At 43.4% G+C, this 16,698-nt stretch carries 18 protein-coding genes; all 18 read right to left on the reverse strand.

Annotation, left to right across the window (positions count from 1 at the left end):
* Positions 1-3: 3 nt before the first annotated feature.
* Positions 4-513 carry a Rieske (2Fe-2S) protein gene (locus LD028_RS02960; protein ID WP_003394568.1) on the reverse strand — a complete coding sequence of 170 codons (510 nt, stop codon included), beginning with the start codon at positions 511-513 and terminating at the stop codon, positions 4-6.
* A gap of 129 nt (positions 514-642) precedes the next feature.
* Positions 643-1,077 (reverse strand): YpiF family protein, encoded by a 435-nt coding sequence (locus LD028_RS02965; protein ID WP_237810890.1) that lies wholly within the window; start codon positions 1,075-1,077, stop codon positions 643-645.
* 105 nt (positions 1,078-1,182) lie between these two features.
* Positions 1,183-1,707 carry a ReoY family proteolytic degradation factor gene (locus LD028_RS02970; RefSeq protein ID WP_004889884.1) on the reverse strand — a complete coding sequence of 175 codons (525 nt, stop codon included), beginning with the start codon at positions 1,705-1,707 and terminating at the stop codon, positions 1,183-1,185.
* A gap of 31 nt (positions 1,708-1,738) precedes the next feature.
* Positions 1,739-2,992: a tetratricopeptide repeat protein gene (locus tag LD028_RS02975; protein ID WP_237810891.1), complete on the reverse strand. Its 1,254-nt coding sequence runs from the start codon at positions 2,990-2,992 to the stop codon at positions 1,739-1,741.
* Positions 2,993-3,081: 89 nt separating this feature from the next.
* Positions 3,082-4,368, reverse strand: coding sequence for a 3-phosphoshikimate 1-carboxyvinyltransferase (gene aroA / locus LD028_RS02980; RefSeq protein WP_237810892.1), 1,287 nt, complete (start codon positions 4,366-4,368; stop codon positions 3,082-3,084).
* A gap of 14 nt (positions 4,369-4,382) precedes the next feature.
* A complete protein-coding gene (locus LD028_RS02985) occupies positions 4,383-5,486 on the reverse strand; it encodes a prephenate dehydrogenase (protein WP_006319460.1) in 1,104 nt (367 codons plus the stop codon).
* Positions 5,468-6,583, reverse strand: a complete 1,116-nt coding sequence (gene hisC / locus LD028_RS02990) for a histidinol-phosphate transaminase (RefSeq protein WP_237810893.1) — start codon at positions 6,581-6,583, stop codon at positions 5,468-5,470. The genes LD028_RS02985 and hisC overlap by 19 nt, the downstream gene beginning before the upstream one ends.
* The gene (trpA, locus tag LD028_RS02995) at positions 6,525-7,364 is read right to left on the reverse strand and encodes a tryptophan synthase subunit alpha (protein WP_006319458.1); all 840 of its coding nucleotides are present in this window, start codon (positions 7,362-7,364) and stop codon (positions 6,525-6,527) included. The genes hisC and trpA overlap by 59 nt, the downstream gene beginning before the upstream one ends.
* The gene (trpB, locus tag LD028_RS03000) at positions 7,361-8,557 is read right to left on the reverse strand and encodes a tryptophan synthase subunit beta (RefSeq protein WP_237810894.1); all 1,197 of its coding nucleotides are present in this window, start codon (positions 8,555-8,557) and stop codon (positions 7,361-7,363) included. Before trpB ends, trpA begins: the two co-directional genes overlap by 4 nt.
* On the reverse strand, positions 8,551-9,186 hold the full coding sequence (locus LD028_RS03005) for a phosphoribosylanthranilate isomerase (protein ID WP_237810895.1): 636 nt from the start codon (positions 9,184-9,186) through the stop codon (positions 8,551-8,553). Before LD028_RS03005 ends, trpB begins: the two co-directional genes overlap by 7 nt.
* The gene (gene trpC, locus LD028_RS03010; RefSeq protein ID WP_237810896.1) at positions 9,183-9,944 is read right to left on the reverse strand and encodes an indole-3-glycerol phosphate synthase TrpC; all 762 of its coding nucleotides are present in this window, start codon (positions 9,942-9,944) and stop codon (positions 9,183-9,185) included. Before trpC ends, LD028_RS03005 begins: the two co-directional genes overlap by 4 nt.
* Positions 9,937-10,947 (reverse strand): anthranilate phosphoribosyltransferase, encoded by a 1,011-nt coding sequence (gene trpD / locus LD028_RS03015; protein WP_237810897.1) that lies wholly within the window; start codon positions 10,945-10,947, stop codon positions 9,937-9,939. Before trpD ends, trpC begins: the two co-directional genes overlap by 8 nt.
* Complete coding sequence (gene trpE / locus LD028_RS03020) at positions 10,940-12,445, reverse strand: anthranilate synthase component I (protein WP_237810898.1); 1,506 nt, start codon at positions 12,443-12,445, stop codon at positions 10,940-10,942. Before trpE ends, trpD begins: the two co-directional genes overlap by 8 nt.
* Positions 12,446-12,614: 169 nt before the next feature.
* On the reverse strand, positions 12,615-12,995 hold the full coding sequence (aroH, locus tag LD028_RS03025; RefSeq protein WP_004889854.1) for a chorismate mutase: 381 nt from the start codon (positions 12,993-12,995) through the stop codon (positions 12,615-12,617).
* Positions 12,958-14,094 (reverse strand): 3-dehydroquinate synthase, encoded by a 1,137-nt coding sequence (gene aroB / locus LD028_RS03030; protein ID WP_006319446.1) that lies wholly within the window; start codon positions 14,092-14,094, stop codon positions 12,958-12,960. Before aroB ends, aroH begins: the two co-directional genes overlap by 38 nt.
* Entirely contained in the window at positions 14,094-15,263 is a 1,170-nt protein-coding gene (aroC, locus tag LD028_RS03035; protein ID WP_237810899.1) for a chorismate synthase, read from the reverse strand. The genes aroB and aroC overlap by 1 nt, the downstream gene beginning before the upstream one ends.
* A gap of 108 nt (positions 15,264-15,371) precedes the next feature.
* The gene (locus tag LD028_RS03040; RefSeq protein WP_035019801.1) at positions 15,372-16,142 is read right to left on the reverse strand and encodes a CheR family methyltransferase; all 771 of its coding nucleotides are present in this window, start codon (positions 16,140-16,142) and stop codon (positions 15,372-15,374) included.
* A gap of 97 nt (positions 16,143-16,239) precedes the next feature.
* Positions 16,240-16,686 (reverse strand): nucleoside-diphosphate kinase, encoded by a 447-nt coding sequence (gene ndk / locus LD028_RS03045; RefSeq protein WP_004889845.1) that lies wholly within the window; start codon positions 16,684-16,686, stop codon positions 16,240-16,242.
* Between the last annotated feature and the right edge of the window lie 12 nt (positions 16,687-16,698).

The following is a 16,698-nucleotide window of genomic DNA, read 5'->3' on the forward strand; positions in this document are numbered from 1 at the left end:
GTATTACGCCTCCCCTCGTGGTTTCGCTTTACCTAAATACAACGTGCCATCTTTTACTTCGTACTCATAACGGTCTAATGGAGCCGGTGGTGGCGTGTTTGGCACGTTCGTTCCGTCCTTTTCATATAATCCATAGTGGCAAGGACAGAAGAAACGGTTTGGATTGCTTTTTTCACCGTTCCAGTTCACCGTACAGCCAAGATGTTTACAGATCGGTGATAGCGCAACGATATCCCCATTTTCATCTTTAAATACCCACGCTGATCTTGGCTCTTCTGATTCGTACCACGCGTCTTTTACTTTTACTTTAAAGTCAAAACGCTGTGGCTCTGTTGTAATGTCTTTCACTTGAGCAACCGCAACCATATCTTGCCCAGCTTCTTCTTTTAAGATCGGATCTAAGGCAAAGCGCACCATCGGTGATAAAATGCCCGCTGCCATAAATCCGCCTACACCTGTTAACGTGTAGTTTAAAAATTGCCGTCTTGACACGCGATGCTTTTTCTCGCTCATCTTTTTCCCCCCTCTATACGAAGTTAAGTCCATCCGGACGAATTGTTATAACACATATATAAAACTAGGACAACCTAATGATATATCATGTTTCCACCAAGGTCAATATAATGATAGTGTAAACGCTATCTAATTTTTTAACGTCCATTTTGCCACTAACGCATCCATCACTTGCTCGACTTGTTGGCGCACGACTTTTTGCTTATATGTGTCATCTGCATGTTCAAGCGGAAGCGCTGGCACATAAACAAACGTTTCATCTGCGATATCCGCATGGGAAGTGATGAAACATACGTGTTGAAACCCTGCTTGTTTCAACATGTTTGTCCATTCTTGCACACGCGCTTGTATTTGCTCTTGTACGAAATATGTCAATGGTGGAAATAACATCACCCTTCCTTTAAATTGTCGCTCCACTTCGTTTGTAATGAGCAACGTATGCTCGCTCATTTCAGCAAACGCTTTCATATTTGTGCTCCCGATCGGTATGCACGGAACAAGCGCTGTGTCAACATACTCTTTCGCTTGTTGATACATGTCCACATCTTTTGCTGTCCATTTCATTCAAATCACTCCTTATGTTTCCATCTTACACGAAACTTATATGTATTTTTTTGAACATTTTGTGACAAATATATACACCGTAAAAAGCGTTGCGAAACCACAGGGTTAACGCAACGCTTTTAATTGTTCGGTCAGCTCGCGAAATTTTTGTTCATCTTGCTGATCTAGCGCCTCATCAATTAACCGCATAATTTTTTGGCGTTGAAAATGTTGAATCGATTGATGAACGATTGTTTCAACGAGTTGTTCATCTTGCTTGTTCGTTCTTTTTGGCATATATGGATTTTCTTCGAGTACCGCCACATATTGTGGCGAATGGAAAGCACCGCGAAAATTCAGCTGAATGTAAATATCTTCATCACGATTTAAACGAATGTCGTGAAACGATTTTTCTGCATCTGTCGTAACGACGTTTTGCTTATAAAATCGAAATGGCACATCGTCGACACAATGTGTTGACATCATCATGCCGCGCGGACAATATTCTGCATGTTCAACAAAGTGCACTTTTTCCATGAGCGTATCATGACTAAGTAAGTAGTTTAAAATCCACACACATTCGCGACGTTTTAATTGATAATTGTTTAAAAACCAACGAACAAACTCTTTCTTCTCCCGAACGGAAACCATTCCCTTCCCCCCTTGCATCCGAATGACAGCTTCATTCAAACTGCAACATCATATGGGCAACCTCTTCGTTTGTCGGATCGATACGCAATAGTTGTTCAAATATATCTTTTGCTTTCTCTCTTCTTCCCTCCTCAAATAAAAAATAGCCAAAATCATACAAAAAGTTTGGATCATCTTTAAAAAAAGTATATGCCTCTTCATAATGATTTAATGCCTGATCATATATTTCAAGCTTTTGCTTCGCCTTCGCAAGCTCCCACTCAAATTGAGGGTCGTATTCACCTTGGGCGATCGCTTGTTGAATGACATGTACAACGTCTTCGTACCGCTCCTCATGAAATAGTAAACTCGTCTGTATAAACAACGCTTCTAAATAACCTGGATCAATGTCAAGCGCTTTTTCAATGTACGTTAGCGCTTCCTCTCGTTTTCCGATTTTTAATGCAATTTTTCCCGCATATACAAGCAATTGTTTATTCCATTCATCTATTGTTAATCCTTCTTTTGCTATTTCGTAACTTTGTTGTATATCTCCTTCTTGTTCATACGATTTCGCTAAAAATAAATAAAGAGGTACATACTCACGATCAAGCGCCTTTAACTCGCTTAATTTTGCAATAGCTGTTTTATACGCTTCGGCTTGATAGGCAGTAAATCCGTATTGAAATAACGTATGCGCATCGAAACGTTCATTTAATGCTTGCTCATAGTACGATAGCGCCTGTTCAAATTCACCAAGCAAGCTGTACGCTTCCGCTATGCGCTGGGCGATGACAGTACCCGCAATCGTTTTCGTTTTCGTGATGATTTGTTCATAATATAGCAAACTTTTTTCATATTGACCGTTCGTAAAATATAACTCCGCTAACGCAAATTGAACAAGCGGTTCGTTCGGCATTTTTTCATACGCTTTTAATAGTTTTTGTTCACTTACTTCTTCTAATCCTTGCATTTGATAAAGGTCGGCCATTAACAAACATGCGCGCACATAATACGGATCATCTTCTTCTATATCGATCAACAACTCGAGCGCTTCTTCCTCTTTATCCATTTCTGTATATATTTCTGCTAAAAAAAGTTGTAGTTCACGTTCGTCTGGATAACGTGTAAGCAACATACGAACGAGCGATTCCGCTTCTTCTAACAATCCCCACGAAAATAGTTGGTCAGCTAACGTATATCGCTCTTCATCGCTTCCGTTTTGTTTTATTTGTTCCGCAAGCGCTAATGCGCGCTCCACCTCTCCTTGTTCAACGAGTTGCACGATTTGATCTAATTTTCCCATCAATCTCACCCTCATCATTCGTATCGTCACGCTTTATCATACCATCGAACAAATAAGCATGCAAAAAAAGAAGCTGATCCGTCATGGAATCAGCTTTGTAACATGCGAAGATGATCAAAAAACGTCGGATATGATACTGCAATTGCTTCGGGATGCCGAAGGGTGACACTTCCTTTTGTGATGCACGCTGCGATCGCTAACATCATGCCGATGCGATGATCACCGTAGCTATCGACAACCGTATTTTCTGCATAAAGCGGTGTTTTTCCATGAATAATCATTCCGTCTTCTGTCGCTTCGATATCGGCGCCAAGCTTCCGCAATTCGGACACAACTGTTGCGATGCGGTCCGTCTCTTTGACTTTCAATTCGCTTGCGTCTGTAATGATTGTTGTCCCTTCGGCTTGCGTCGCTAAAAGAGCAATAATCGGAATTTCATCAATTAATCGTGGGATGATATCGCCACCGATGTGCGTCGCCTTCAATGTCGATGTACGAACAGTAATATCCGCAACAGGTTCACTTTCTTCATGGCGAACATTTTTAATCGAAATATTTGCCCCCATGTGCTTTAATACATCAATAATACCTGTACGCGTCGGATTGATTCCGACATGTTTTAACGTAATTTCGCTGTTCGGGACGATCGCACCAGCGACTAAAAAGAAAGCAGCAGAAGAAATATCGCCCGGCACTTCTATATCAATCGCCTGAAGCGTTTGTCTCCCTGTAACAGAAACACTTAATCCATCAACGCGCACGTCTGCACCAAATGCCCGCAACATACGCTCGGTATGATCGCGCGATTGATGTGGTTCAATAACCGTTGTTGTCCCTTCCGCATGCAAACCAGCAAGCAAAATGGCTGATTTGACTTGCGCACTTGCAACAGGGGAATGATATGTGATTGGCTGGAGTTGTCCGCCTCGAATCGCTAACGGCGTGTAGCGTCCTTCCTCTCTCCCGTCAATGTGCGCCCCCATTTGTTTAAGCGGTTTTGTCACGCGATCCATTGGCCGTTTTGCGATCGAATCATCCCCGATTAAACAAGCATGAAACGGGCAAGCGGCTAAAATACCTAACAATAAACGTGTCGTCGTACCTGAGTTGCCGACGTTTAATATATGTGTAGGCTCTATTAATCCATCAATCCCTTTTCCTTCAACGATGACTTCATTGCCTTGTTGTGTGATGACTACACCCATTTTGCGAAAACAATCAATTGTACTTAAACAGTCTTCACCTGTTAAAAAATTTGTTATTCGCGTCGTTCCGTTCGCTAATGCACCAAACATCACGGCGCGATGAGAAATCGATTTATCTCCCGGAACAGCAATTTCTCCCCGCAATGCGTGGATATTTGTTTTTAACTCCATTATTCCACCCTCTTTTACACAACGTACGTTTCATAGTTCGTATTCGCTTCAATGCAACGTTTCGCTCGTTGACGGTCATCTTCTGTTTGAAAACTTAAACGAAGCACACCGTAAATATCTTCGCGCGTTTCGATAATGCGAATATTTGTAATGCTAATGCGCTCTTTTGCTAAATAACCTGTAATTTCTGAAATAACCCCCGGGTAGTCTGGCACATCGACGTATAAATCGTAAAAGGAAGGGATCGCCCCTTTCGTTCGAACAGGCAACCCGTCACGAAACTGTTTTGCTTCATGAAAATAGTGATAAATGCGCTCACTATCCCCATCAGCAACATACGTACGAATTTTTTTCATTTCCTCGATCCAGCGATCAAACAGTTGCAACAATTCCTCTTTATTATGTATAAAAATATCGCGCCACATTTCCGGATTGCTTGAAGCGATGCGCGTAATATCACGAAAGCCACCCGCGGCTAATCGGCTTACCAGTTCATCTTCTCGCTCATATTGTTGTGCCTGATGAACGAGGCTTGCGGCAATGATATGCGGAAAGTGGCTAATAACACCGGCGATGCGGTCGTGCTCCCTCGGCGTTAACATAACAAAGTGGGCTTTCGTTCCTTCAAGCCAATGTTTTAGTCGTATGACATCTTCTTCTTTCACATGTTCTGTTGGTGTTAAAATGTAAAAAGCATTTTCAAATAAATGGGCACGCGCAGCAACAACACCGCTTTTATGCGAGCCAGCCATCGGATGTCCACCGATAAACGCTACCCCTTTTTCTAATAGTGGCAACGCTTGTTCGACAATGCGCTCTTTTGTGCTTCCAACATCGGTTACAATGACGTGCGATCGTAACGGAAGATGAGCTAATTCTCGAAGCAATTGCTCTGTTTGAACAACAGGTACAGCAAGCACAATGACATCCGCTTCACATGCCCCATGAGCAAACGACGGTACCGCTTCGTCAATGACACCGAGCGAACGCGCTAGGCGCATCGATTCATCTGATACGTCATATCCAATGATTGTCGCGTCCGAATGCGCTCGCTTGATCGCAAGCGCAATTGAACCGCCAATTAAGCCGAGACCGGCAACTAAAACGTTTCCTTGCAAAATGAGTCCCTTCTTTCTTTCAACATGTTTGTTAACGCACGAATGATTGTTTCGTTTTGTTCTGCCGATCCGACTGTAATGCGCACAGCTGTCGGAAAGCCGAGGGCGCATCCTGAACGAACGATGATCCCGCGCTGGAGTAAATACGTAAATACTTCGTCACCACTAAAGCCGAAATCAATTAAAATAAAATTCCCTTCCGACTTGTAATAGCGCAAACTATGCTCCTCACAAAATGAGTAAAATTGCTCTAAACCTTGTTTATTTTTTTGTGCACATTGTTGAATAAATGTTTGGTCCTTTAACGCCGCTAACGCAGCGGCTTGAGCAAGACGGGACGTATTGAACGGTTCACGCGCTGGCTCAATCGCTTGCAGAAGATGTTCATGTGCAATGCCATATCCGATACGAAGCGCGGCTAACCCGTACGCTTTAGAAAACGTGCGTAAAATCATCATATTTTCATATTGTTGAAGCAAAGAAACCGTATTCGGATAATCTTCCGCTTGCACATACTCATAATACGCCTCATCGACAACAACGAGCACATGTTGTGGCACTTTGTTTAAAAAAGCGCGTAAAGATGCGTCATTAACATACGTCCCTGTCGGGTTGTTTGGACTGCAAATCCAAACAACGCGCGTATTATCATCGATCGCTTCAAGCATCGCTTCTAAATCATGATGTCCGTCTTGAAGCGGAATTTCGCGCACTTCCGCGCCTTCGATGATCGCATTATGACGATATTGCGGAAACGTCGGCGTAGCCATTACCGTGTTCGTTCCTTTTTGTAAAAATGCCCGACAAATGATTTGAACGACTTCATCGGAGCCATTTCCGAAAATAAGTTGTTTTTCACTAATACCAATGTGCGCTGCGAGCGCCTCGCGCAACGTGCGACTGTATCCATCAGGATACAACGCTAAATCATCGAGCTCTTTCATCACAGCTTGTCGAACAAGCGGTGAACATCCGTACGGATTTTCGTTTGATGCAAGTTTCATTACCTTTTCTAACTGATATTCGCGTTTTACTTCTTCAATCGGTTTGCCCGGTTGATACGGTTTTAGTTGTTTCAGTTGTTGTTTCACTTTCATTTTTCCTCACCCTTTTCAATGGTTCAATGAGCGAAGCGACATATTGGGAAAAAGCGATGAGCGCATTTGAGCGCGTATGCGCATCGTTCAATTCGTCTTGAAGCTGTTCAATCTTTTTTACGATGGCGCTACCGATAACGACACCATCACATATATGTTGAAGTCGCTCTACTTGTTCAGCCGTAGAAATACCAAATCCAACGACGATAGGAACACGGCTATATGATTTTACTTGTTGCAAAAATTCGTGCAATTGCTTCGGCAATGAATCCCGAATGCCCGTCACACCTAATGATGACACGCAATATAAAAACGATTGGGCTTGCGATGCAATCATCGCGATGCGCTCATGAGACGTTGGAGCGACAAGTGAAATATAAGGAATGTCATATGTGTCGCCTAATGTTCTCATATGCTCGCTTTCTTCAAACGGTAAATCTGGAATGAGTACGCCGCTCGCACCATTTTGTTGCGCTAAAGCAAAAAAGCGTTCTTCTCCTAATTGTAACACAGGATTGTAATACGTAAAGACAATAATCGGAATTTTTACACCTTTTTTTCTCATTCGCCCGATGAGTTCAAGCGCTCTTGTTAAGGTCATTCCATTTTTTAGAGCTCGACTCGCTGCCCGTTGAATAATCGGTCCATCTGCAAGCGGATCGGAGTACGGTACACCGAGTTCTAATATCGTTGCACCTGCCTGTTCAAGAGCAATAGCTAAATCGATCGTCACCTCTTCACACGGATCGCCCGCCACGATAAATGGAATAAAATGTTTCATTTCTGTTCATCCCCTTCCAAATAGTTCATCACCGTTTGTACATCTTTATCGCCTCTTCCTGATAAACAAACGAGAATCGTTTCATGTTTTGAACGAAGGGGGGCGATTTGAAACGCTTTGGCGAGCGCATGCGCAGATTCGATTGCTGGAATGATTCCCTCTGTTTCTGCAGTCATTTGAAGTGCTGCAATCGCTTCCTCGTCCGTTACACTCTCATAACGAACGCGTCCAATATGTGCTAAATATGCATGCTCTGGTCCAACACCTGGATAATCTAAACCAGCCGAAATCGAATACGGCTCCGCAATTTGACCGTGCTCATCTTGCAATACGTATGTGAGGGAACCATGAATGACACCTTTTGTTCCTTTTGTTATCGTTGCGGCATGCTCCGTCGTATGCACACCTTTTCCAGCTGCCTCAACGCCAATACATTCAACATCATCATCTAAAAATGGATGGAACATTCCGATCGCATTACTTCCACCGCCAACACAAGCAATGATTGTGTTCGGCAGTTTTCCTTCTGCTTTTAACATTTGTTCGCGCGCTTCTTCGCCGATAATACGTTGAAATTCACGCACCATCATTGGATATGGATGCGGGCCAACGACGGAACCAATCATGTAAAAATGATCGTCACAATGCTCCACCCAATAACGAATCGCTTCATTTGTTGCGTCTTTTAATGTACGATTGCCGCTTGTTACTGGAATGACTTGTGCACCAAGTAGTTTCATACGAAATACGTTTAATGATTGCCGTTTCACATCTTCCTCACCCATAAATACTTTGCATTCCATCCCAAAACGAGCGGCGACGGTCGCTGCGGCTACGCCGTGCTGTCCTGCACCTGTTTCAGCGATAATTTTTCGTTTTCCCATTCGCTTTGCTAACAACACTTGCCCGATCGCATTGTTTATTTTATGGGCACCTGTATGGTTTAAGTCTTCACGTTTAAAGTACATTTTCGCCCCGCCTAATCGTTCTGTCAAGTTTTTTGCAAATGTTAAGGCGGTCGGACGACCTGAATATTCATACAAATGATGCATATATTCCGCATGGAACGAAGGATCGGCCAATGCTTCATGCAATTGGCGCTCTATATCAGCTAACGGACGCATTAATGTTTCTGGAACAAACTTTCCACCAAACATACCAAAGCGACCACGTTCATTTGGCAATGTCAACATATTTTCACCTTCTGTTCAATTTGTTTTATTTTTTGTTCACTTTTATGCTCGTTTTCTTCAATTCCGCTACTAATGTCTATACCAAACGGTTTATAGACTAACAATTGCTCAACATTGTTCGGCGTAATGCCTCCAGCAATGAAGCATGGAACACCTTGGCGAGTCGCTTCTTCCATGTAATACGGAACAACGCTCCAATCAAACGAGATGCCTGTTCCGCCCCACGCTCCTTTCCGACCGCTATCAATAACAAAACCGTCCGCGATTCCTTTCCAAGCGCGCATATATGTCCACGCCTCTGGGGCATGATGAATGACTTTCCAAACAGGAAGTTGAAACGTTTCTTTTAGTTGCTTTACCGTTTGCATCGTCTCCATTCCATGACATTGAATGATCGATAAAGGAACGTGTTCAACAACAGACGCGACAGACACGATCGTTGGATGAACGAAAACGCCAACGATTTTTTTTTCGCCAAGTTCAACGCCAGATAGCCATCGTCTCACATTTTCCGGTTCGACTTTCCGCTTGCTTTCAGCAAAAACAAATCCGATATAATTTGCTTGGCTTTTAGCAACACGTTGCACGTCTTGTAACGAACGATTGCCGCAATATTTTAAAACGGTCATATTTCACGCTCCCCAAACAATTCATAAATGGCTACATCGACAGCTGGCTTCCGCATCAATGCTTCGCCAACAAGCATCGCGTGCGCACCAGCTTGCCGTACCGTCTGCATGTCATCGTATGTGTGAATACCACTTTCACTCACAATGATGCACGGAGGCAAAAGCGGAACAATTTGTTTTGTGACATGAAGCGATGTGTGAAACGTCGTTAAATCACGGTTGTTAATACCAATCACTTTCGGTGTGAAACGTTTTAAAATCGCTTCAACTGTTTTTGGAGCGTGCACTTCTACTAAACATTGCAATCCCATTTCGTGCGCTTCTTCATATAGTTCATGCAAAAAACTCGGATCAAGCGCTTCACCAATGAGTAAAATCGCATCTGCCCCAATACGCACACTTTCGATAAGTTGTTTGCGATCAATAATAAAGTCTTTACGTAAAATTGGGATTTGCACGTGTCGTTTCACTTGCGTCACATACGAACGATGGCCAGCAAAATATCGTTCATCTGTTAAAACAGACACGGCATCCGCACCTGCCTGTTCGTATGCGCGGGCAATATCAACAACATTCATATGTTGGCGAATGATTCCTTTCGATGGTGATGCTTTTTTCACCTCTGCAATGAGACCCAAAACACGATGCGGTTTTGCTAAAGCATCGTAAAACGAACGGCGTGGAAGTTGTTCGTACATTTCAGGCAATTGTAACGATGCCACTTCTTCTCTCTTTGTTTGCAAAATTGCCTCAAGCATACATCACACCTCGCAATCGTTGTAAATACGCATAAGCACGACCGGTTTCAATGGCTCGCTTCGCCATATTGACTCCATCAGCAATATCCGATGCTGCACCAGCAACGTATAAAGCAACGCCGGCATTTAGTAAAACGATATTTGTCGCACTTTCATTTGAATGTTGAGCAAATACACGTTCAATAAGGTCGGCGCTCTCGCTTACGCTATGAACGCATGTGTCAGATAAACAGCCGCGCGGTAATCCTACGTCTTCTGGCGTGATGATGTGTTGAGTCATATGACCGTCTTTTAGTTCAATCAATTGCGTTTCTGCGGCGATGCTACATTCATCTAACCCATCACTACTTGTGACAAACACCGTATGTTCTGTTCCGATTTGTTGTAGCGCTTCCGCCATTTTTTTTGCATCTTTTGCATTAGGTACGCCAATAATTTGCCTTTTTGGGAGAGCTGGGTTGACAAGCGGACCGAGCAAATTAAATACTGTGCGCATTTTTAAGCTTTGGCGAACAGGTGCAACATGTTTCATCGCCTCGTGATAAAAGGGAGCGAATAAAAAAACGAGCCGATGTGTACGCAATGCTTGCTTTGCTTCTTCTTCTGTCTTTGGCATCGGAATAAGGAAATGCTCGATCACATTGGCGCTTCCGCTTGTCGATGAGACGGCACGATTGCCATGCTTCGCAACAGGAATATCGAGCGATGCGACAAGCAAGGCCACCGCTGTCGAAATATTGAACGTCCCTTTTCCGTCTCCACCTGTTCCACACGTATCAATGACCGGTTCGTCGAACGAAACCGTTCGCATTCGTTCACGCATCGCCCGAATAAAGCCAACAAGCTCATCGACCGTTTCACCGCGAAAACGCAACAAAACTAAAAAAGCAGCTACTTGTTTTTCGTCCACTTCCCCGCTCATCATCGCATGCATCGCCTCATACGCTTCTTGTTCCGTTAACGTTTGTCGGGCGGCACATTTATGCAAAAATCGTTCAAACACGTTGTTCCCCTCCTTTAAATACGCGTTCTGCAAGCTGAATGGCATGAATTAAGGCGCTCGCCTTATTTCTCGTTTCTTTCCACTCCAGTGCAGGCGATGAATCGGCAACAACTCCAGCACCAGCCTGCACGTATGCCACTTTATTTTTTAATACTGCTGTGCGAATTGCTATGCACGAATCAATGTTGCCATCGAAGCCGATATATGCAATCGTTCCCGCATATACGTTGCGGGCGGTCGGCTCTAACTCTTGAATAATTTGCATCGCCCGAATTTTCGGTGCTCCGCTCACCGTCCCGGCAGGAAAAGCCGCAAGGAGCGCGTCAAGCGGGTGAACGTCATCGCGAAGCGTTCCCGTTACTTTTGAAATTAAATGCATAACGTGCGAAAACTTCCCGATTTGCATCAATTGTGGGGTGCGCACCGTTCCATATTTTGCAACGCGACCGATGTCGTTGCGAGCTAAGTCGACAAGCATGTAATGTTCCGCTCGCTCTTTTGGGTCATGAAGTAACTCGTTCATGAGCGCCGCATCTTCGTGCTCATTTTTACCGCGACGCCGCGTCCCTGCAATTGGATCAATTTCAAGCTCTCTGTTTCGTACTTGGATCAGTTTTTCTGGGGAACTGCCAACAATATGTTCTTCACTAAGTTTTAAATAAAATAAATATGGCGATGGATTTAATAGACGCAACAAACGATATAGCTCGATTCCATCAATGGGCGTTTCGATCGCAAATCGTTGCGACAAAACAGCTTGAAAAACGTCTCCACTTGCAATGTACGTTTGAATGTTTTGAACCGCTTTATAAAACATTTGTTTGTCCATATTTGAATACACACGCTCAAACGAAACCGGTATATTCGGATCAACCATCATGTGCGCTTGCTCATCATAACCGTGAACGATTTTGCGTGCCAACTCATCTATTTTTCGACAAGCAGCCTCGTATTTTTCGGCTTGTTTTGCTTCATCATCCATTTCTGTTAAACGAACGTAATGAATGAGTAATAGCTCTTTTTTTACATGATCGAAGGCGAAAAGTGATTCACAAACGACAAAATGGACCATTTTCATTTGCAAATCGTTATACGCATGATATGGGACTTTCTCAATGGAAGAAATAAAATCGTAGCTAATATAACCGACAGCTCCTCCACGAAATGGGACGTCTAATGATAACAGTTGAACGTTTAAATGATGTTGCATCATTGCAAATGCTTCTTGTATTGTTGCTGTACACGCGAGCACTTGCTGTTGTTCTTTCACAAAAAATTGTTTGCCGTCATCGCTTTCAATCGATACAAACGGGCGAATGCCGATGAATGAATAGCGCGACCAAGGGGACATATCGTCTTTGCTTTCAAGCAAAAACGCTGCCTCATCACGTAACGCCATCAATAGCTGAATCGGTTGAAACGTATCTGCAAAAAAACGGCGTACAATCGGAATCGTTCGAAACTGGGAAGCTGTTTGTAAAAATGTAGCTATATCCATGATCGTTCTCCTTTCTTGGAGAATGAACATGAGGGGAAACGAAGAGGGAAACAAAAAAGCCTAAAGACGGGCAGTCTTTAGGCGTACGTATCCTAATGATCCTCTGCTCCGCTCTCACTCATTCTCTACTCAACTCTTACTCTACTCAACTAGCTTATAAACCATCATATTATATGTCTGACTTTTTTGTCAACTGTAAGTCTGGCCGAAGTTGGACGGCATCACGTAAATATATGTGGTGAATATCTTGCTGTGAGCGCTTCGTATGTACAGTCATCATGACGCGAATACATTTCGGCAATGCATGAGGAACGTTAATTTCTCGCATACACATAACAGGAACATACGTCCAACCATCGAAATGACGCAATGCCTTAGCTGGAAACGTGGCGTTTAAATCATCTGTCATTGAAATAAGAATGGATACAACATCTTCTGCATGTACATCGTTTTGACGAATCATTTCTGTCAGCAATCGCTTCGTCTCGTCTATAATTTCTCGTTCATCGTTATCATTTACCGTCGTTGCCCCGCGAATCGCTCGAATCACACTTTCCTCTCCCTTCTTCGGCAAACGCGTATAACCATCGCAATAGTTGTTCATCGCTTATTTGTTCGACACATACGGTTCCGATCTCTTTCATTAGCACCATACGCACCGTTTGATCTTTCGCTTTTTTATCTTTTTTCATTTTGTCGAGCAAACGTTCAGGCGATACGTGCGACGGAAGGGATGTCGGAAAACCGTAACGATGGAATAACGTCCGAAATGACGAATAAAAAAGCGGCTGATTGTAAAAACGCTCGCTCACAAAAATAGCAAATAACATGCCGAGGGCAACCGCATCTCCGTGCGTCATTACCCCATAGCCGAGTTCACTTTCTAAAGCATGACCGAGCGTATGACCAAAGTTTAAATAGGCGCGAACCCCTTGCTCTTTTTCATCTTTGGCGACAATAGCTGCTTTAATTTCAATCCCTCTTTGAATCGCATATTGCAAACGATCGCCACGTAAATCATCTAGCTGTTGCACGTTCGCTTGTAACCAACCGAAAAAAGCGCGATCATAAATTAAGGAGTGTTTCATAATTTCTGCGAAACCTGATCTCATTTCTCGTTCAGGAAGCGTATGAAGTAAGGAAATATCGTAAAAAACGAGTTCAGGCTGGTAAAAAGCTCCGATCATGTTTTTTCCAAGCGGATGATTGATGGCCGTTTTTCCTCCAACAGCACTATCGTGCGCAAGTAGCGTTGTCGGTACTTGAATGAAACGAATGCCGCGCATATATGTCGCTGCAACAAAACCGGCTAAATCTCCGACGACCCCTCCGCCGAGCGCAACAATTAACGAATGACGATCGAGATGATTTGTTAACGCTGCCGTATGACATGCATAAAATTGTTCAAATGACTTCGCTTCTTCTCCACTCGGAATAATATGCGTGTACACACGATCATACGTTTGATGGAGCGTTTTCTTCACGTCATCTAAGTAAAGCGAAGCAACGGTTTCATCTGTAATAATGAGCACAGCTGTTACATGCGGACAAACACGATCGATCACGCGATCGATCATATGCAGCAATTCATTCCCAATGACGACTTCGTACCGTTTTGATGGCGTATCAATGTGGATGCGTTTCATCATTAAAACTCCTTTGCGTATCGGCGCATCGCTTTGACATTTTCGATGATCAAATCGATGCGATCTTGTCCAAATTGTTCGACAATAGCATTCGCAATTTCCCATGCTACAACGGCTTCAGCCACGACGCTTGCTGCTGGGACTGCGCAACTATCAGAGCGTTCGATGCTTGCCGCAAACGGTTCTTTTGTCTCAATATCGACACTCATAAGCGGCTTATATAACGTCGGAATCGGCTTCATCACTCCGCGTACAACGATCGGCATACCCGTCGTCATCCCGCCTTCAAATCCGCCAAGTCGGTTCGTTTTGCGCGTATATCCCGTTTCTTCGTTCCATATAATTTCGTCGTGCACTTCGCTTCCAAAGCGACGTGCCGCTTCAAATCCGATACCGAACTCAACGCCTTTAAATGCGTTAATGCTCACGATCGCCGCGGCAATTTTTGCATCTAACTTTCGGTCGTAATGCACATAGCTCCCGACACCAACTGGAACACCTTCAACAATGACTTCGACAATTCCACCAATCGAATCGCCTTTTTCTTTCGCTTCATCAATGGCCGCCATCATCTTTTTTTCCGCTTCTGCATCAAAACAGCGAACAGGAGATTGTTCTGTCACTTGTTGTAATTCCTCAAGCGATGTATATGCGGTATGTTCCGCCTTTATCCCACCAATTTCAACGACGTGACTGGCGATACGAATACCTAATTCTGCTAAAATGCGCTTCGCTACCGCTCCTGCTGCCACCCGCACCGTTGTCTCACGTGCAGAAGAGCGCTCTAACACATTGCGCATATCGCGATGACCATACTTTATTGCTCCATTTAAGTCCGCATGTCCCGGACGCGGGCGTGTTACTTTTCGTTTCACTTCTTCTGTATCATCAGTAAGCGGTTCGATACCCATAATGTTCGTCCAATGTTTCCAATCGCGATTTTCAACAACGAGTGTAATCGGAGAACCGAGCGTTTTTCCATGACGGACACCGCTTAAAATTTTTACTTCGTCTTTTTCAATTTGCATGCGTCGCCCGCGACCATATCCTTTTTGTCGGCGCGCCAAATCTTCGTTAATATGTTCCGCTAAAAGCGTCAATCCTGCAGGGACGCCTTCAATAATGGTTGTTAACTGTGGACCATGTGATTCACCAGCTGTTAAGTACCGCAATTCTCTCTCTCCCTTCATCTCTTTAAAGCGATTATGTATGAATATAGCACATTTTTCCCGCGGACGTAACCCCTTAATTGCACAGAAAGCGACCGAATTCGGCCGCAACTACATTTTTCGATAAAAAAACGTATCTTCTACTTCAAAACCGTATGCCGTCGGATTAAAAATTTGTTCCGTACTACCAACGAAAAAAATTCCCCCAGGGCGAAGAGCGCGATTAAACTTTAAGTACAATTCATGTTTTGCTTCTTCTGTAAAGTAAATGAGCACGTTGCGGCAAACGATTAAGTCAAAATTTGTATCGAATGGATCGGCAAGCAAATTATGTTTTTTAAATGTCACTGTTCGTTTAATGTCATCGATAATTTTATAGTGGGATCCTTCTTTGACAAAAAATTTTTTCTTCACGTCCTCTGGCACTTCTTGAAGGGAACGCTCCATATAAATACCAAGCTTCGCACGAGCCATGGCGTTATCATCAATGTCAGTAGCTAATACAGATACTTGCGATAATGGCATAAACTTAGATAAAATAATGGCCAATGTATACGGTTCTTCTCCAGTTGAGCAGGCAGCGCTCCATACTTTTAACCGTTTGTTTTTTTCAAGAAGTTTCGGAATAATTTTTTTCTCCAACACTTCCCATCGTTTTGCATTGCGGAAAAATTCAGATACGTTAATCGTCATGCGGTCTAAAAACTCATGATACAACGCTTGATCATGATTCATCGCCCGAAAAAATTCATCAAAATTTTTAAATCCTTTCTTTTCATAGAGAGAAGTTAATCGCCGTTTCATTTGCGCTTCTTTATATAGAGCTAAATCGATGCCTGTTTTTCGTTTCACGTTTGCAATAAATTGTTGATAATCACTCATACAAAAAACTCCTCTTCCTTTTCTTTCATACATACAGTATAACGAAAATGTGAAAAAACAGAAATAAAAAATAAAGATAGGCATGTGCCTACCTTTTTTAATATACCCACTCGTTCATTAGCTTGCTGTAGGAAACGAGTTCTTCTTCTTTGAAAAATAGTTGAATTTCACGCGCTGCACTTTCTTTCGAGTCAGAGCCGTGAATAATATTTTTTCCGACTGTTAAGCCGAAATCACCGCGAATTGTGCCTGGCAACGCTTCTTGTGGGTTCGTTTTCCCCATCATTTGCCGAGCTGTTGCGATCACATTTTCGCCTTCCCATACCATCGCAAATACTGGGCCGGACGTAATAAATTCGACGAGCTCACCGAAAAACGGACGCTCTTTATGCTCCGCATAATGTTGTTCAGCAAGTTCACGCGATACTTGCATCAACTTTGCACCAACAAGCTGAAAACCTTTGCGCTCAAAACGAGCAACGATGTCACCGATAACACCGCGTTGTACCCCATCTGGTTTGACCATTAGAAATGTTCTTTCCATGACGAATTCTCC

Origin of the sequence: Anoxybacillus sp. LAT27 (assembly GCF_022030075.1) — a bacterium.
Lineage (GTDB): Bacteria > Bacillota > Bacilli > Bacillales > Anoxybacillaceae > Anoxybacillus > Anoxybacillus kestanbolensis.

Coding starts and splice junctions, on each gene's coding strand:
- LD028_RS02960 (WP_003394568.1), bottom strand. CDS start 513: ATGAGCGAGAAAAAGCATCGCGTGTCAAGACGGCAATTTTTAAACTAC.
- LD028_RS02965 (WP_237810890.1), bottom strand. CDS start 1,077: ATGAAATGGACAGCAAAAGATGTGGACATGTATCAACAAGCGAAAGAG.
- LD028_RS02970 (WP_004889884.1), bottom strand. CDS start 1,707: ATGGTTTCCGTTCGGGAGAAGAAAGAGTTTGTTCGTTGGTTTTTAAAC.
- LD028_RS02975 (WP_237810891.1), bottom strand. CDS start 2,992: ATGGGAAAATTAGATCAAATCGTGCAACTCGTTGAACAAGGAGAGGTG.
- aroA (WP_237810892.1), bottom strand. CDS start 4,368: ATGGAGTTAAAAACAAATATCCACGCATTGCGGGGAGAAATTGCTGTT.
- hisC (WP_237810893.1), bottom strand. CDS start 6,583: ATGAAAGTGAAACAACAACTGAAACAACTAAAACCGTATCAACCGGGC.
- trpA (WP_006319458.1), bottom strand. CDS start 7,364: ATGAAACATTTTATTCCATTTATCGTGGCGGGCGATCCGTGTGAAGAG.
- trpB (WP_237810894.1), bottom strand. CDS start 8,557: ATGTTGACATTGCCAAATGAACGTGGTCGCTTTGGTATGTTTGGTGGA.
- LD028_RS03005 (WP_237810895.1), bottom strand. CDS start 9,186: ATGACCGTTTTAAAATATTGCGGCAATCGTTCGTTACAAGACGTGCAA.
- trpC (WP_237810896.1), bottom strand. CDS start 9,944: ATGCTTGAGGCAATTTTGCAAACAAAGAGAGAAGAAGTGGCATCGTTA.
- trpE (WP_237810898.1), bottom strand. CDS start 12,445: ATGGATATAGCTACATTTTTACAAACAGCTTCCCAGTTTCGAACGATT.
- aroB (WP_006319446.1), bottom strand. CDS start 14,094: ATGATGAAACGCATCCACATTGATACGCCATCAAAACGGTACGAAGTC.
- LD028_RS03040 (WP_035019801.1), bottom strand. CDS start 16,142: ATGAGTGATTATCAACAATTTATTGCAAACGTGAAACGAAAAACAGGC.
- ndk (WP_004889845.1), bottom strand. CDS start 16,686: ATGGAAAGAACATTTCTAATGGTCAAACCAGATGGGGTACAACGCGGT.